The sequence below is a fragment of the Sneathiella sp. D3-11 genome (assembly GCF_055809395.1).
The window spans coordinates 2715001-2731369 of the sequence record NZ_CM147911.1 but is presented as its reverse complement, the minus strand read 5'-3'; the positions used below and the strand labels follow the sequence as shown (position 1 = coordinate 2731369).

Sequence of the window (16369 nt, the reverse complement as noted above, 5' to 3'; positions counted from 1 at the left end):
CCTCGACACGGATTAATTCGCTTCTTATGAACGACCCAGGCTACCTATAGAAGAATAATTAGTCATAGACCAACCTTCTTTAGTCTATTCGCGGAACTATTGCCATACTTCCCATATGCAAACTGGTGCCTATTTCGAATTGTTACTCACCAGCTGCATGGGACCTTCTCGATATCGGTCGAGATGCATTTCCATCATGCCAAACTGAGTTTCCATTCGCAGGCGGACCGGGACAACATGACCATTCTCGATGGGTGCGCCGACCCACACGATTACCTCCTGATTGGCATTGGGGTCGCGGTCATAGTTCCGCTTTACTGGGAAGCCACCTTTTCTGACGATATCGATTTTGCATCCAATCGCATTTCCCTCGAAAACGGAGTAGCGAGAGGGCTTAAAATAACGTGCCGGCTTTTCCGAAAGCATTATGTCATATCGACGATGCCCATCGAAAATCGGGAGTTCAGCTTTGCAGCCCTCGCCCTTTTCCAAACGGTTAGTCATCGTCAAAATGGCGGTCATCGGATCAAGTGTATTCGTCAGGCTCGCAGGATCAATTGGTGTCAGTTTGCTTGACGGACCTTCACGCGTATCCGTTTTCTGCACTTGAACCTCGCCTGCATTGGTATAATCCATCGAAACTACACGGACGTTGTCGTTCCAGGTGCTTTTGTGTTGATGCTGTTGCGGAAAAAATTTGTCGAGGCTGACTAGGCCCTCGGTTTCACCCTTCGCAAACCAGTTCAGGACCCACTTAAACGTCGCATTGGTGCGGGCAGCACTTTGAATCTTGTAGTTGCTTTTACCTTGCCGGACCTCTGTCTCGATACTGCCAAGATATAATCCGCCCAGATACACGGAATAGTGTAAATCCGTTTCATTCTCCGATGCGGAAACAGGTGATGAGAGAAGAAACAGGGCAAAGAAAATCCCCACTCCGATAAGCGGCAAGGTACTCAAGTCTTTTTTTCGCAGTGTAATCATGCGCAGTCTGCCCCGTTCACCTTTTAGAAGAAATGGTGTGTCAGGCAGGAATAATCAAGCATTTTGATTGCGCACCACTCTGGAGTAGAAAGGCAACCTACGTCGCAAAATAAAGAGCGAGAAGCAACACACCCAAGATTAGCCGGTAGATGATAAAGGGCGTAAAGCCAATTTTCTCGATCCAGCGCATCAGAAGGCTGATAACAAGGAAGGCCACGAGACAGGAGATAACCCCGGCAAGAACGGCGTCCAAACCGACATCAGTATCTCCCATCTTAATCAGATGATAAGCCGCAAGTGTCCCCGCGCCGAGAATTGTCGGAATAGAGAGCAACATAGAGAAATGTGCGCCATCGCTCCGGCTTAGTCCGCGCATGCGGGCGGCGGACATTGTTATTCCTGATCGGCTGGTCCCCGGTAGAAGTGAGAGAACCTGAAAAAGCCCAATCACAAAGGAATCCAATACAGATATCGTGCCTATCTTCTTCGTCACCGGAAAATTTTTGTCTGCCCAACCAAGGAACAATCCAAAGATAATGGTCGTCCCTGCGACCAGCAGGATAGACCGGAGTTCACCCTGAATAAAGTAGTACATAGCCCCCCCGCGATCACGACGGGAATGCTGGCGATGAGGATATGCCAACCAAGTCGCCGACCCTCTACACGGGAACTATCCGTCGGGCGCAGGAACGCCAATACTATTTCCTGAACATCTTTTCTGAAGTAAGCTACCACGGCCACAAGTGTCCCGACATGGACGGCAATATCAATCGTTTGCCCCTGATCCGCCCAGCCTGTAATCGTCGGGATTACCAGAAGATGTCCGCTGGACGAAATTGGCAGAAACTCTGTAATTCCCTGAATAGCCGCAAGCACTAAAATATGAAAAAATGGCATGTTATCTCTTAAACTGTACTTCAGGGTGCGACACTAAACTGGCCATAGTTTTCATAGAAAACCGTCGAACTTCACATAACCCGCTATAGCGACATAGAAAACTACTTGGCTGCGGGCACTATAACCATTTATTGTGAACAAAAAGTAACAAATAACAATGGAGAAAACCATGCCCCATAGCGTTGATCTTTTCTGGTCGTTCAGAAGTCCCTACTCATATCTGGCTACGCGCCGGATCGTAGAAATGAGAAAGGAGTATGCACTTCAGGTCAATGTCCGTCCGGTTTATCCCATCGCAATTCGTACGCCCGAATTCTTCAAGGATGTGCATCCACTCTGGATCGACTACCTCCTGACTGACATTCAGAGGGTGGGTGATATGAACGGCATCCCCATTTCATGGCCGAGGCCCGACCCCGTTAAAATGAACAGGCAGACAAAAGAAGTTCCGGCGGAACAACCTTTCATTCATCGGCTAACGCATCTCGGTATTGCTGCGGCGGAAACAGGTGACGGGCTTGATTTTATCGATAATATTTCCCGTCTTTTGTGGAATGGTGAGGTGCGCGGCTGGCATGAAGGTGATCACCTTGCCAATGCGACAAAAAATGCCGGATTTGACCTTGCATATCTTGATAACCTCGTCGAGAAGGATTTCGACGGTTATGCTGCCAAGGTCGAGGACAATCAGGTTGCCCTCGAAAAATCGGGTCATTGGGGCGTCCCTACCCTTGCCTACAAGAACGAAGCTTTCTTCGGGCAGGATAGGGTGGAAGCATGTCTTTGGCGCATGAAACAGGATGGGTTGGCCGCACGGTAGTGGTTTCCCTAATGGACGGATGAGCTTGTCTCAGAAGGAATCTTTTTGAGGTATGCCACCTGCGCCTGCGCCTTTTCCGTGGTTGTTTCGGACGCCATAGCGATGTTCATAACAATCGCCAGCCCCAAAAACGCTGTGACGGTAACAAGGCTGATTTGCGACCGATAAGATTTAGCCACCGAACTTAGTCGGGTGATCACATTGCTCCGATTACCCATAGAATGCGTATTCCTCATTTCCTGCCCTCCTGCTAGAACTAGCAATATGGCCGGGAAATAAGGCAAATTTTATCCAAAAAAGAGGAAAAACCTTGCTGTTTTCAAGGCGGTCAGCGCGAAAAAGAATAGGAAAGGATTTTATAGGCTAACTTTGCCGCCAGAAAATTTGGTGCGTGAAAACCACTAATTGGCGCCAGTTCATTGATATCGGCCCCCACAATTTTCCCGGCTTTTGACGCAGCCTTGATGATGTTAATCGCATCATTCCAGAAGAGGCCACCCGGTTCAGGGGTCCCGGTCGCAGGCATAACAGAGCCATCAAATCCATCGAGATCGAATGTCAGGTAAATGGGACGATCTTTCAGCGGTGCAACGATGTCTTCAATCCGCCAGATTTCACGGTCTTTTCCCCAATGGATCGTAATGCGATGCCGGTTTGCCTCCAGAAAAGGAATTTCCTCTGCCGAAATATTTCGTATCCCGATCGAGACGATCGGCACCGTGGGATGATCGAGCACACGTCGTATGGCCGCAGCGTGGGAGTAATGCTCCCCCTCATAACCATCCCTCAAATCGGCGTGGGCGTCGAAATGCAGGATGATCAGATCATCATATTTTTCAAGGAACGGCCGTATCGCGCCGGGTGTAATGGAATGTTCCCCGCCGAATACGAGAGGGAATTTTTGATCCGATAATACAGAACCCGTCAATCCCGCCAGATTTTCAACCGCCTTCTTGATGTCGCTGCCGTCGACAGGAATCTCCCGCATAGTAACGACGCCAAAGTCGCGAAACGGTTCGCACCACAGATCTTCATCGAAAAGCTCCACCTGATGGCTCGCCTCGATCATCGCCGCAGGCCCCTTAGCGGTCCCGCCTCCATAGCTGACGGAACCTTCAAGACCAAAAGGGATGATTACCGCTTTGGCCGCTGCGTAATCAACGGCCTCTTCGGCCGGCAATCCCAGAAATCCCTCTTCCGAGGGAAAAATATCAAATGGTGCCTTCATGGCGTTAATCCAACAATCTGCTACTGAAACAGTTTTGAGAATCTTTTGGACTTACGGTCCTTCCATCCACCACGGTGATAGGCGTCTGACGCCAGAAGAGGAATCACGGAAGAGGCTTCCGCAAAAACCATCTGTTCCAGACTTGTGCTGACTTTTCCCCAGCTCGCCGCTTCTTTCAGGGTTGAGGAGGAGCAGGCACCATCACGCACATCAGCGACCGAAATTTGCACGGCGTATTTATGCACATCAACTTCTTTGCCAAGGATTTCTGCACAAACAACTGTGTCCTGCACAAAGTTTTTCGGAACACCCCCGCCCACCATCAGCAGACCGGTGGTCCCCGCAGCTATCTTGATTTCTGTGAGTTCGCGGAAATCCTTCACGCTGTCGATGCTGAGGTGTGCATCCGGATTTTCCACTTGATGCTTGACCAAACCAAACCCGGCCGAGCAATCGGAAAAAGCTGGCACAAAAATTGGTACATCGTGATCGTAGCAGGTTTCAATCAGAGAATTTTTCTTAACCGCATTGGTCTTAAGCCAACGGCCCATTTCTTGAATAAATTCACGGGAGGAATAAGCGCGCCGCTCCAAACCATCTGCGATCATCTTGATCGTTTCATCGCAATTCTGCAGCTCTTCCTCGTCGATATAGGTATCGTAAATACGATCTATATAGAGCGCCCGCAGATCATTATCATCGACTGCGCTGTCAGCCTGATAATGGCGGAAGCCGAGTGCCTCGAAAAAATCCATATCAACGATAGACGCCCCAGTGGATACGATCGCGTCCACCATGCCCAGTTCCACTAAATCCCGGTAGACATGCATGCAGCCACCGGCGGAGGTTGAACCCGCCAAGGTCAGGATAACGGCGCAATCCGGATCTTCCACGGCCATGTTGAAAATTTCCGTCGCCCGTGCGAGATCGCGCGAGGTGAAAGACATCTTCCCCATGGCATCAATGATCGGACGGGCATCAAAACTTTTTATATCGATATGTTCGACGGTCTTCGAAAGGAGAGCCGCCTTATCGTTACTTTGAGAGGTTTTCATAATTGTTACCTCAATACCTTATATTGAATTGTTGCGTTACACGAACCCGGCGGCGTTTTCTATCGCTACGACGGTTTCGGAATAGAATCCATTAAACTTGGTTTGCATGGCATAACCATAGGCCCCCAAATGATGGAATATAAGCCAATCCCCTTCGCAAACATCGTCGGGAATCGACAATCTGTCCTGCATCTTGTCGATGCTATCGCAGGTCGGCCCATAGAGTTGGAAAAGAGACATTTCCGACGGAACTTCCAGCCTTCCGGCGCGGTAAATCTCGATCGGGTATGACCAGCCTAGCTGACCCGCATCAAAAAGCGATCCATAGGTCCCATCATTCAGGTAGAGCGACTGCCCACGGCGAAGCTCCACACGCACCGCAACCGAACCGCCTGCCGCAACCATGGCCCTACCAGTGCTCACAGAAAATCTCGAGATCTTCAAAGCCGCATTCCATAAGAGCCTTGGCGATGGCATCGAAGTAATCCTGCAAAGGTACTGGCTCCATATCCGGATATGAAATCGGAAACCCACCGCCGACATCAATCATATCGATCTTGACGCCGCAACCTTCGAGCATATTGGCGATATTGTAGATGGCATTGACGTAGGCTTCGACCTCAAGACATTGCGATCCGACATGGAACGTCACGCCGACTTTCTCCGCGATCTGGCGGGCATGCGTTAACAGAAGTGGTGCTTCCATCAATGTCGCGCCAAATTTATTGTCCAACGGATAGGCAGCCCCAACCTGCGAGACGCTGAGCCGTAGCATCAGAGAGAGGTCTTCGGCATGGCCGGTTTCCTGCTTTATCTTGCGAAGTTCCTCCAGGCTGTCAAAAGCAAAGTGACGTACGCCAAGCGCATAGGCGCGGGCGATCGCCTGCCGACTTTTGACCGGATGCATAAAATAGAGCTGCGCAAGCGGAAAGTCCCGCCGCAGATTCTCAATCTCCCGGATCGACGCGACTTCAAAGTGACGAATACCCGCCGCCCACAGCAGACGCAGAAGCGCCGGATGCGGATTAGCTTTCGCCGCATAAAGACATGTACCTGGAAATCCGGAAAGAAAGGTGTTGGCCGCCTCTGCAATCTTGTCGATATACAGAAAGTGGACAGCATCGTTTGACTGCTCGATTTCAAGAGCTGTCGCTTCGTTTTCATATCGCCGCAAACCGGCTAGGGCTTGCTCGCGATCAGCGACATAGCCCTCACAATCCTGGAGCAGTTGCAATTCTAATGTTCCACCTGTTTAGTTGTTGAAATCCAATTTTTTCGGTGAAGCTCATTAGCAGATAAAATACGACTACGCTACATAAAGATTCACATGCAAGCGAAGGATTTGGGCCCCGTTCAAGGCCGGGCAATCAGGTTCAGGGGAGGAGCATCCTGCTGCAGGCCACCGATCCGAGATTTCGGAAGACGTATCTCGATTGTGGTGCCCTGAGTATTACCATTACTGCTAATTTTCAATATGCCGCCATGCAATTCAATGATGGATTTTGCAAGCGGTAAACCAAGGCCGGTTCCTTCAATCGATTTAGAAATAGAATGATGCGTGCGACCAAACGGGCGCATCACATTTTTGATTTCCTCTTTGCTGATGCCATAGCCGTTATCAATGACATATAAAGATATGAAGTCATCCGAATCCGCGGACAAGTCCAACTCAATATGTCCATTTTCTGGCGTGAATTTTATGGCATTATTAACAAGATTAATAAGTACTTGCTTAAATTTTCTTTCATCAGCACGTATTGCAATATCAAGGCTTCCTGAAATAGAGAAGCCAATCGATTTTTCCGCTGCCTTGGCTGCCAGCATTGTTTTTGTTGATTCTATGACCTTCAGGAGATTGAATTCTGTTTCCTGAAGCTCGATTGAATCAGATTCCAATCGCGAGTATTCAAGAATATCATCGATTAGCGACAGCAGATGCCTGCCGGAGGATTGGATATTATCTGCGTATTCACGATAGCGGTCATTTGCCAAAGGTCCAAAAATTTCCTTTGCCAGGACTTCGGAAAAGCCGATTACGGCGTTTAGCGGTGTTCTGAGTTCATGGCTCATATTCGCAAGAAACAGGGATTTCGAACGCGTTCCCTCTTCTGCTTCCAGTTTCGCCTGTATCAATTCGCGCTCGAATTGATGCTGCGCAGTAATATCTTGCACCGTTCCAGTGGCACCGGTGAGGGTGCCGTTCTCATCAGCAGTCAAACGCCCTAGTAGCCGGAGATAAACTATCTTGCCGTCATCATGCACCACTCGGAATTCCGTTTCGAATGGATGACAATTTTTAATGCTGCTTTCAAAAGTTGAACGAAGCCGCTCAACATCGTTTTTATGAACTCGCGGTATGAAATTGGCATAGCATTGTTCAACTTCGCCGACTTCATACCCGAGAATGCGGAAAACTTCATCAGACCATTCATGCTTTTTGGCGACAGCATCATGATTCCAGCTTCCGATTTGTGCAATGGACTGGGCTTCCTCAAGTTTTGCGCGGTTTTCTTTTAGGGCCTGCTCACGGATGCGGATATCCGAAATATCCGTTCGAATGGAAACGGTGCCTCCGGCTTTTGTCTTAGTCTCGGACAACCGGTAAACCCGCCCATCGTGGAACTCCTGCTCTACCGGATCGCCAGGATTCTGATGTTCCTTGATCCGTGCAGCGATATATTCCTCTTCTCGTCCGACGGCCTCCGCCACGCGGCCAAGTGCGACCATCTTTTGGACAAGGTCATTAAAATGTATGCCGGGCTTAACCTCGTCCAGTATGTCTTTATATCGTTCCCGGTAGGGATTGTTGCATACATATAGTCTGTCATTCGTATCAAAGATTGCCACGGCTTCAGGCATCGATTCAATGGCGTCAAGAAGTGTATTTTCCGCCATCTCAGCCCGGATGATGGTCTGCTGCAGACGTTTATTTTGTTCCCGCTGTTTTTCTTCAGAAACTATTCTGGCCTTAATTTCCTCGTTTAGACGCTCGATAGCTGGAAACATGCGCATCATGCCCACGGCAACAAGCACGAGACCCGGCAGATAAGCAACAACTCGCCAGATTTCCAACGAGCTTTCATTACTAAAGCCAATGTCGTACGCGGAGCCATCACCAACAAACAATACATCAATGAGAGACGAGAAGACCACTATCAGCAAGCCGTAGCTTATCAGATCTCGTCCTAATTTGACGTGAGTGAGCCGACTTTTTCGCCGCCAAAACACGGCGAGCATAACAGTCAAGCAGATGAGAATGGCTAATTCACTTAACATGAGCCATACCCCCTGCGCTGTTTGGTACGCAAGCTATTGCGAAATTTAGCCAAATAATTTTCCCGGTTGGAACAATTCGGATTTATTTAGTATTAACCCGAAAGTGTTGACCATCCGTTAACCAACTAGCGGAATAGGAGTTCTGACAGACTGCCCTAACAACCGTCTTTGATTTAGCCGAGAATAATTATATGATCCGGCTGTATTGTATAATGGCGTGACGACTATAAGGAACATACCGGTTTGACATCGAAAATTCTGATCGTAGGTGCCGGGATTGCAGGCTTGTCCGTTGCTCAATGGCTTACAAGGTTTGGGATTGACTTCGAGATTGTTGAAAAACGGTCATCGGAAGCAATCACACATACTGGCTTGGTTCTTCCTTTTAATGCCGTCAGAGAGCTTAAAGCCCTTGATGTATTGGAACGTCTGGAAGGCAGATACTTCGAAGCCTCGACAATAACTTACAGCAAAGTAACCGGCAAAGTTATCAAGACAGCAAGCTTGACGGAGCCACCATTCGAGAATGACCAGTTCATAGCGCTCAATCGAGAAGATCTTGATACTGCCATGCTGGAGGGGCTTGAAAGAAAAGTCCGCTACAACACGGAAATACTGACCGTTGAGCATGGTGACGATGCGGTCAACATCACCTGCACCAACGAACTTCTTAATGGTTCTTACGACCTACTGATCGCGGCGGATGGAATTAGCTCTCTTGTGCGGCAGAAAAATTTCGAGGGACAGAAAATGCTCCTTGATCACAACGTCATCGGATGGCGATTTGTCAGCCCCTTCCCCGAACATAGCTTGCAACCGCTACATATGGTCGGACAGACGGACCTCTTCACGGTCTACCCCATCAGTGACGACATGCTTTATTGCTATGGTCATGTATATGAGGATCTGAATGACATCGTTCTGGGCGAAAATGCACATGAAAATATTAAAAAGATTTTCTCAGGTTACGGCGGCCCTGTCCCATATATTTTGTCACAGATTGATGACATCGAAATTCTGACGAACCGGCTAAAATCTGTTGTTAAACCCTGTTTCTTTGACCGACGTGTTGTTTTTGTCGGTGACGCCGCCAACGGATGCTCCCCTTTGATACAGCAAGGCGTCGCGATGGCGCTTGCCGACAGTCGCTGCCTCGCTGATGCACTGGCGATGCAAAATGTCGATCAAGCGCTGATAACCTATCAGGAAAAAAGAGAGCGAAAAGTCGAGCGAACCATCCATTTTGCCGACGCCCCGCTCAGTCATTTGCAAAATATGCAAAGTTGGCTTGGCAGGGGTCTGCGCGATCTGAAGATCAGGGCCGCGGGGCCACCGGATGTCAATGCCTGGAAAAAGATCGCGACGGATCGACTGTTTCTATCCTGAGTTTATGTGTTCGGTATTCAGACATAAGAAAAGCCCCCTGAAAGAAACATTCAAGGGGCTTTCCGCTTGGGATTCAATTAGACGGCTTTAATACTCTCTGAGATAGTCGTTCCAAGCTTAGCGGCGACGCCTTCCGCATAGGCAGGATCAGCTTTATAAAAATGGCCGAGCTGTCGCTGAACTATTTCCTCTGGCACCCCTTGCATTGCGGCGGCAATATTGGAGAAGAGCCGATCTTTCTCCCCCGCATCAAACAGGTTAAAGAGCGCCCGCGGTTGGGCATAATCATCATTACCTTCCCTGTGATTATACCGATCCGCATCACCTGAAATTCGATATGGTGGTTCGCGATAGCTCTCATCTTCTACCGGCCCATTCATTGAGTTTGGTTCATAATAGGCATCGGGATTACCAGTATCATTCCGGAAAAACCGCATCGCACCGTCCTTGTGATAATGATGCACTTCGGATTTCGGCGCATTGATCGGCAATGCTTCATAATGTGTACCCAGACGATGACGATGCGCATCCGCATAAGAGAAAATACGGGCCTGCAGCATTTTGTCAGGGCTGAAACCTATTCCCGGCACAACATTGGACGGACTGAAAGCGGCCTGCTCTATTTCCGCGAAATAGTTATCCGCATTACGATTAAGTTCCATTTCACCAACCTCAATCAAAGGATAGTCACCATGTGGCCAGACCTTGGTCAGATCGAAGGGGTTGTAGGGAGTATTCTCAGCATCCATTTCAGGCATCACCTGAACATTTACCGACCATTTCGGAAACTCACCACGCTCGATAGTGCCGAACAGCTCTTCTTGATAGGATTCACGGGATTCGCCAACAATTTTTGTGGCCTCTTCATTAGTATAATGTTTATGCCCTTGTTTCGTCTTGAAATGGAACTTGATCCAGAAACGCTCTCCATCTTCATTCCAGAAGCTATATGTATGTGATCCATACCCATTCATATACATCGGTGCCACGGGCAGACCGCGATCTGACATCAGGATGGTTACCTGATGCAGGCTTTCAGGCGACAGGGACCAGAAGTCCCACATTGCAGTTGGGGATCGCAGGTTAGTACGCGGATGGCGTTTTTGTGTATGAATAAAATCCGGGAATTTCAGTGCATCCCGCACGAAGAAGACTGGCGTATTATTGCCAACCAGATCCCAGTTACCTTCTTCCGTGTAAAATTTGAGGGCGAAGCCGCGCACATCCCGTTCGGCATCTGCGGCACCCTTCTCACCGGCAACGGTTGAGAATCTGGCAATCATTGGCGTCTTCTTACCCACTTCGGAAAAAATATTTGCACGCGTATATTTGCTGATATCGTGGGTGACCGTGAATGTACCATGTGCCCCCCAGCCCTTAGCATGCACTACACGTTCGGCGATACGTTCCCGGTTCTGATGGGCGAGTTTTTCAAGCAGTTGATAGTCCTGCATCAGGAGAGGTCCACGCGGCCCTGCTGTAAGGGAGTTTTGATTGTCACTGATCGGCGCTCCGGCCGTTGTCGTCATAGTTTTGCGCTTTGACATGGGTTTCTCTCTCCAAAGAATTCTTTTGCGTGAAGTTTACAAGGTACAAAGTAAGTTAGAATTATTCTAAACAATGTCAAGGTTCTGCAAATTATTTTTATTTCCAGATCGTTTTCTATAGACCGCTTGCAATGGCAAAGCGTAGGCACCAATAAAATGTGCTGACTTTGACTACTTGACCCTTTGCCAAAATTACCAAATTATACTTTTCTTATATTATAGGCGTGGGAGCGAGAAATGTTCCACCATAAACTAGGTGCAAGCCTGTTCCTACTGATGACCTTCTGGAGCTTGTCAAGTGTGGCACAGGAAGAAACGAAAGTTGGACTTGAACTCGTACTGCTGGCTGACGCAACCGGCTCCATTGACGATGCTGAAATCTTGTTTCAGCGGGAAGGCTATGCCAAGGCCATTACCGATCCAAGTGTAATTTCCGCTATTCAAACAACAATTTATGAAAGAATTGCTGTCACTTACGTAGAATGGGGAGATTCTAACTCGCAGGATATAGTGGTGGGATGGCAAATTATCCACAGCTTGGAAAGCGCCCAACAATTTGCGAAGGAATTACTACGACAGCCCAGAAAGGCTCAAGGCTTTAACGCTATTGGGACGGCGCTACTGTTCGGAAAAAACCTTATAGAGAATAATAGTTTCTGGGGTTTTCGGCGCGTTATCGATATTTCCGCAGATAGCGCCAATAATTGGGATGGGCTACCAATTGAACTGGCACGGCAGGAAGTTATTGCTGCTGGTATCACAATCAATGGTCTTGCGATTCTTTGCCGCTATTGTTCCGGTCGACCCAACAACTATGACCTTGAACTCGCATTCAAAGAACAAATCATCGGTGGCAATGGGGCCTTTGTTATCACCGCGGATAATACTGATACATTCGCCAATGCCGTTCGAAAGAAGCTTATTCTTGAAATTGCCGATACCTCAAACGATGGCCGACCGAAAATTGAGTAACGTTGCCCTTCTTCCACAGTCGTTTTCCTGCTTACTCTTCCATCACCTTGATGTTTATTCCCTTTTCTCTGAACACTTCCTGCAGGATCGCGGCCGCATTCAGGGCTTTCGGCATGCCTGCATAAATGGCTGTAATATAGACGATCTCCACCAGTTCTTCAGGCTTCACACCGATATTGAGCGCACCAGCAAAATGAATCTTTAATTGGGGAGCGAGCATGCCTTGCGACGCTAAGGACGACACAGTGGCCAATTGACGTATTTTAGGATCAAGGACATCTCTCGAGAGGACCTCACCATAGGCAAAATCAACAACCCCCTCAGCTAGAACCGGAAATTCCTTTAGCCGTCTCAAAATCCCGGTCCCATCAGAGTCCGTCAATTCCCCAAGCACTTTCAGCCCGATCTCACGACGTGTTTTCATTATTATTCTCCTTGGGCAGTAACAGGGTGCTAGAGGAACGGGCGCTGGAATATTGACCAACGCACTATCATACTGGCACTTTTAGCCCCATTGAATACTATCTTGAAGTCAGTATGTAAATTCAAGCCGCCCTAAGCTTTTCATCCTGGCCCTTGCCACCGAACAAAAAAGGGTCCCTGAAGGGACCCTTTTTAATTTGGTTGCGGGGGTAGGATTTGAACCTACGACCTTCAGGTTATGAGCCTGACGAGCTACCGGGCTGCTCCACCCCGCGGTAATTTTGTTGTACTGGAAGGGGTTTGATGTCCTTCCGGTTAGCGGTGTGTTGCCCGGTTTACTTGCTGGCTTCCGGCTGGTTGCCTACAGGCCGGGCTGCTCCACCCCGCGGTAATTTTGTTTTTGCCTCAATCGCCGGCGGGAACATCCGTTCCCTTGGCCTTGCCTCGGCTTGCGCCTCGGATCCGTATCCTTTCTGACGCGGTGAGGTTTTACAATTTCAAAGGCTGTGCCTTTGGCAGGTCGCGACTGCGGCCCGGGCAGATGCCCGAGAAGCCTGAGCCCACGGAGGTGGGCGGTCGGCGTCTGAGGCTTTTGATCTTATAAAGAGGAGCTTCTGTTTTTTGCAGGCCTGGCGGCGACCTACTCTTCCGTGCCTTAAGACAAAGTACCATCGGCGCTGGGAGTTTTCACGACCGAGTTCGGGATGGGATCGGGTGCAGGCCTCCCGCCATAGCCACCAGGCCGGCAAAAAGCAGAAGTTATGAATACATCCTTGAATGTGTTTTGATTTTGTTACTGATCTTATTTCCAAAGCGATGCCTCGGAATGAGATCATAAAATCCGTAGTGTTCAGTCTAATCTGACTACTGTGCATGATGAAGCACTAAGATCAAACCGATCGAGTGATTAGTACTGGTCAGCTCCATATGTTGCCATACGTCCACCTCCAGCCTATCAACGTGGTGGTCTTCCACGGCTCTCAAGGGATATCTGGTTTTGAGGGGGCTTCCCGCTTAGATGCTTTCAGCGGTTATCCCGTCCGTACTTAGCTACCCTGCAGTGCCACGGGCGTGACAACAGGTCCACCAGAGGTACGTCCACCCCGGTCCTCTCGTACTAGGGGCAGCTCCTCTCAAATATCCTACACCCACGGCAGATAGGGACCGAACTGTCTCACGACGTTCTAAACCCAGCTCACGTACCTCTTTAATTGGCGAACAGCCAAACCCTTGGGACCTGCTCCAGCCCCAGGATGAGATGAGCCGACATCGAGGTGCCAAACAATGCCGTCGATATGGACTCTTGGGCATTATCAGCCTGTTATCCCCGGCGTACCTTTTATCCGTTGAGCGATGGCCCTTCCACACGGGACCACCGGATCACTATGACCGACTTTCGTCTCTGCTCGACTTGTCAGTCTCGCAGTCAGGCTGGCTTATGCCATTGCACTCATCAGCTGATTTCCGACCAGCTTGAGCCAACCATCGCGCGCCTCCGTTACCATTTAGGAGGCGACCGCCCCAGTCAAACTACCCACCATGCAGGGTCCCGGAACCGGATAACGGTCCTCGGTTAGATATCAAAAGTCAAAAGGGTGGTATTTCAAAGGTGCCTCCACAATAACTGGCGTCACTGCTTCAAAGGCTCCCACCTATTCTACACATTCAAATCCTGATACCACTGCAAAGCTATAGTAAAGGTGCACGGGGTCTTTCCGTCTAACCGCGGGTACTCCGCATCTTCACGGAGAGTTCAATTTCGCTGAGCCTATGTTGGAGACAGCGGGGAAGTCGTTACGCCATTCGTGCAGGTCGGAACTTACCCGACAAGGAATTTCGCTACCTTAGGACCGTTATAGTTACGGCCGCCGTTTACTGGGGCTTCGATTCGCAGCTCTCACCGCTCCTCTTAACCTTCCAGCACCGGGCAGGCGTCAGACCCTATACGTCGTCTTGCGACTTCGCAGAGTCCTATGTTTTTAATAAACAGTCGCCACCCCCAAGTCTGTGCCACCTCCCATTGGTTGCCCAAAGAGAGGTACCCCTTCTCCCGAAGTTACGGGGTCATTTTGCCGAGTTCCTTCAACATAGTTCTCTCAAACGTCTCGGTATACTCTACCAGTCCACCTGTGTCGGTTTGGGGTACGGTCTATAATGATGGAGCTATTTCCTGGAACAGGTTCACAGCAGGTCCAATCCAATAAGGACCCACAATTTACCCCATTCGTCACTACCATCAGGTTGAGGAATATTAACCTCATTCCCATCGACTACGGCTTTCGCCCTCGCCTTAGGGGCCGACTCACCCTGCGCAGATTAGCTTTACGCAGGAACCCTTGGACTTTCGACGTGAGTGTTTCTCACACTCATCTCGCTACTCATGTCAGCATTCTCACTTCCGATACCTCCAGGCAACCTCGCGGTTACCCTTCACAGGCTTACGGAACGCTCCGCTACCACTCAACTCAAAGAGTTGAATCCGCAGCTTCGGTGCATGGCTTTAGCCCCGGTACATCTTCGGCGCAGGCCGGCTTAAATTTAGACCAGTGAGCTATTACGCTTTCTTTAAAGGGTGGCTGCTTCTAAGCCAACCTCCTGGTTGTTTTGGCCTTCCCACATCCTTTCCCACTTAGCCATGACTTAGGGACCTTAGCTGGCGGTCTGGGCTGTTTCCCTCTCGGCAATGGATCTTAGCACCCACTGCCTGTCTGCCTTGCTGCATTCTTCGGTATTCGGAGTTTGGTTAGGTTTGGTAAGTCGTTGGGACCCCCTAGCCCATCCAGTGCTCTACCCCCGAAGATGATACAAGACGCTCTACCTAAATAGATTTCGCGGAGAACCAGCTATTTCCGAGTTTGATTGGCCTTTCACCCCTAGCCACAAGTCATCCCCCAACTTTTCAACGTTGGTGGGTTCGGTCCTCCAGTGCATGTTACTGCACCTTCAACCTGCTCATGGCTAGATCACCCGGTTTCGGGTCTAATCCCTGCAACTAAATCGCCCTATTCAGACTCGCTTTCGCTGCGCCTACACCTATCGGCTTAAGCTTGCTGCAAAGATTAACTCGCTGACCCATTATACAAAAGGTACGCCGTCACCCCATAAAGAGGCTCCGACTGATTGTAGGCATCCGGTTTCAAGGTCTCTTTCACTCCCCTTGTCGGGGTGCTTTTCACCTTTCCCTCACGGTACTTGTTCACTATCGGTCGCATAGGAGTACTTAGGCTTGGAGGGTGGTCCCCCCACGTTCAGACAGAATTTCTCGTGTTCCGCCCTACTCAAGGACCTTATCCAACATTACCCATACGGGGCTATCACCCACTCTGGCCAGCCTTTCCAGGCTGTTCTGGTTGTTTGAATAAGGCCACTGGCCTGGTCCGCGTTCGCTCGCCACTACTAACGGAGTCTCGGTTGATGTCCTTTCCTCTGGCTACTTAGATGTTTCAGTTCACCAGGTTCGCTTCGCTATCCTATATATTCAGATAGCGATACCGCTAATGCGGTGGGTTTCCCCATTCGGATATCTTCGGATCAAAGTTTGCTTGCAACTCCCCGAAGCTTTTCGCAGCATGCCACGTCCTTCATCGCCTCTATGCGCCAAGGTATCCACCAAATGCCCTTAAAACGTTTGATCTCAGCACTTCGCGTCATGCACAGAAGTCAGATCAGATTTGCTCGCTGTCGCAGGCTGTCCTCGCTTTCGCTCAAACAACCCTTGGCCCTGCCTCAGATCCGCCTCAAACCATCTCCTGCCGTGCAGCAAAAAACAATCCAAAAACAT

General features: G+C 49.5%; 12 protein-coding genes, 1 tRNA gene, 2 rRNA genes and 1 pseudogene. 3 read left to right on the top strand and 13 right to left on the bottom strand.

Features of this window, described 5'->3' with window-relative positions; genetic code table 11:
• Window positions 1-129 precede the first annotated feature (129 nt).
• Window positions 130-984 carry a DUF3108 domain-containing protein gene (locus AC0L73_RS13915; RefSeq protein WP_227952963.1) on the bottom strand — a complete coding sequence of 285 codons (855 nt, stop codon included), beginning with the start codon at window positions 982-984 and terminating at the stop codon, window positions 130-132.
• Window positions 985-1081: 97 nt separating this feature from the next.
• Window positions 1082-1881, bottom strand: a pseudogene (locus AC0L73_RS13910) (undecaprenyl-diphosphate phosphatase).
• Window positions 1882-2050: 169 nt separating this feature from the next.
• Here AC0L73_RS13910 and AC0L73_RS13905 point away from each other — a divergent pair.
• Entirely contained in the window at window positions 2051-2701 is a 651-nt protein-coding gene (locus tag AC0L73_RS13905) for a DsbA family protein (protein WP_473654004.1), read from the top strand.
• 8 nt (window positions 2702-2709) lie between these two features.
• Here AC0L73_RS13905 and AC0L73_RS13900 read toward each other — a convergent pair whose 3' ends face one another.
• The 6 genes from AC0L73_RS13900 to AC0L73_RS13875 form a co-directional block, all read right to left on the bottom strand.
• A complete protein-coding gene (locus AC0L73_RS13900; RefSeq protein WP_227952957.1) occupies window positions 2710-2937 on the bottom strand; it encodes a hypothetical protein in 228 nt (75 codons plus the stop codon).
• A 92-nt stretch (window positions 2938-3029) separates the two neighbouring features.
• A complete protein-coding gene (speB, locus tag AC0L73_RS13895; RefSeq protein WP_227952955.1) occupies window positions 3030-3929 on the bottom strand; it encodes an agmatinase in 900 nt (299 codons plus the stop codon).
• A gap of 20 nt (window positions 3930-3949) precedes the next feature.
• Window positions 3950-4984 (bottom strand): 1,9-bis(guanidino)-5-aza-nonane synthase, encoded by a 1035-nt coding sequence (locus AC0L73_RS13890; RefSeq protein WP_227952953.1) that lies wholly within the window; start codon window positions 4982-4984, stop codon window positions 3950-3952.
• A 36-nt stretch (window positions 4985-5020) separates the two neighbouring features.
• Window positions 5021-5407, bottom strand: a complete 387-nt coding sequence (locus tag AC0L73_RS13885) for a hypothetical protein (RefSeq protein WP_473654003.1) — start codon at window positions 5405-5407, stop codon at window positions 5021-5023.
• Complete coding sequence (locus tag AC0L73_RS13880; RefSeq protein WP_473654002.1) at window positions 5394-6218, bottom strand: type III PLP-dependent enzyme domain-containing protein; 825 nt, start codon at window positions 6216-6218, stop codon at window positions 5394-5396. The genes AC0L73_RS13885 and AC0L73_RS13880 overlap by 14 nt, the downstream gene beginning before the upstream one ends.
• A gap of 119 nt (window positions 6219-6337) precedes the next feature.
• Window positions 6338-8260 (bottom strand): sensor histidine kinase, encoded by a 1923-nt coding sequence (locus AC0L73_RS13875; RefSeq protein ID WP_473654001.1) that lies wholly within the window; start codon window positions 8258-8260, stop codon window positions 6338-6340.
• Between the two features lie 243 nt (window positions 8261-8503).
• On the opposite strand from AC0L73_RS13875, the gene AC0L73_RS13870 reads away from it, so the two are divergent.
• A complete protein-coding gene (locus AC0L73_RS13870) occupies window positions 8504-9646 on the top strand; it encodes an FAD-dependent oxidoreductase (protein ID WP_473654000.1) in 1143 nt (380 codons plus the stop codon).
• Between the two features lie 77 nt (window positions 9647-9723).
• On the opposite strand, the gene AC0L73_RS13865 is transcribed toward AC0L73_RS13870, so the two are convergent.
• Complete coding sequence (locus tag AC0L73_RS13865) at window positions 9724-11193, bottom strand: catalase (RefSeq protein WP_227952946.1); 1470 nt, start codon at window positions 11191-11193, stop codon at window positions 9724-9726.
• Window positions 11194-11430: 237 nt separating this feature from the next.
• Here AC0L73_RS13865 and AC0L73_RS13860 point away from each other — a divergent pair, with 237 nt between their 5' ends.
• Window positions 11431-12165 (top strand): DUF1194 domain-containing protein, encoded by a 735-nt coding sequence (locus AC0L73_RS13860; protein ID WP_227952944.1) that lies wholly within the window; start codon window positions 11431-11433, stop codon window positions 12163-12165.
• A 31-nt stretch (window positions 12166-12196) separates the two neighbouring features.
• On the opposite strand, the gene AC0L73_RS13855 is transcribed toward AC0L73_RS13860, so the two are convergent.
• The 4 genes from AC0L73_RS13855 to AC0L73_RS13840 form a co-directional block, all read right to left on the bottom strand.
• Window positions 12197-12589, bottom strand: coding sequence for a carboxymuconolactone decarboxylase family protein (locus AC0L73_RS13855; RefSeq protein ID WP_227952942.1), 393 nt, complete (start codon window positions 12587-12589; stop codon window positions 12197-12199).
• A gap of 197 nt (window positions 12590-12786) precedes the next feature.
• Window positions 12787-12863: transfer RNA gene (locus AC0L73_RS13850), tRNA-Met, on the bottom strand.
• A gap of 352 nt (window positions 12864-13215) precedes the next feature.
• Window positions 13216-13330 (bottom strand): 5S ribosomal RNA (rrf, locus tag AC0L73_RS13845).
• A 144-nt stretch (window positions 13331-13474) separates the two neighbouring features.
• Window positions 13475-16222 (bottom strand): 23S ribosomal RNA (locus AC0L73_RS13840).
• Between the last annotated feature and the right edge of the window lie 147 nt (window positions 16223-16369).

Excerpts from the sequence above, each read along its gene's own strand:
- AC0L73_RS13875 (WP_473654001.1), bottom strand. The coding sequence starts at position 8,260 with ATGTTAAGTGAATTAGCCATTCTCATCTGCTTGACTGTTATGCTCGCC.
- AC0L73_RS13905 (WP_473654004.1), top strand. The coding sequence starts at position 2,051 with ATGCCCCATAGCGTTGATCTTTTCTGGTCGTTCAGAAGTCCCTACTCA.
- AC0L73_RS13890 (WP_227952953.1), bottom strand. The coding sequence starts at position 4,984 with ATGAAAACCTCTCAAAGTAACGATAAGGCGGCTCTCCTTTCGAAGACC.
- AC0L73_RS13860 (WP_227952944.1), top strand. The coding sequence starts at position 11,431 with ATGTTCCACCATAAACTAGGTGCAAGCCTGTTCCTACTGATGACCTTC.
- AC0L73_RS13900 (WP_227952957.1), bottom strand. The coding sequence starts at position 2,937 with ATGAGGAATACGCATTCTATGGGTAATCGGAGCAATGTGATCACCCGA.
- speB (WP_227952955.1), bottom strand. The coding sequence starts at position 3,929 with ATGAAGGCACCATTTGATATTTTTCCCTCGGAAGAGGGATTTCTGGGA.
- AC0L73_RS13915 (WP_227952963.1), bottom strand. The coding sequence starts at position 984 with ATGATTACACTGCGAAAAAAAGACTTGAGTACCTTGCCGCTTATCGGA.
- AC0L73_RS13855 (WP_227952942.1), bottom strand. The coding sequence starts at position 12,589 with ATGAAAACACGTCGTGAGATCGGGCTGAAAGTGCTTGGGGAATTGACG.
- AC0L73_RS13865 (WP_227952946.1), bottom strand. The coding sequence starts at position 11,193 with ATGTCAAAGCGCAAAACTATGACGACAACGGCCGGAGCGCCGATCAGT.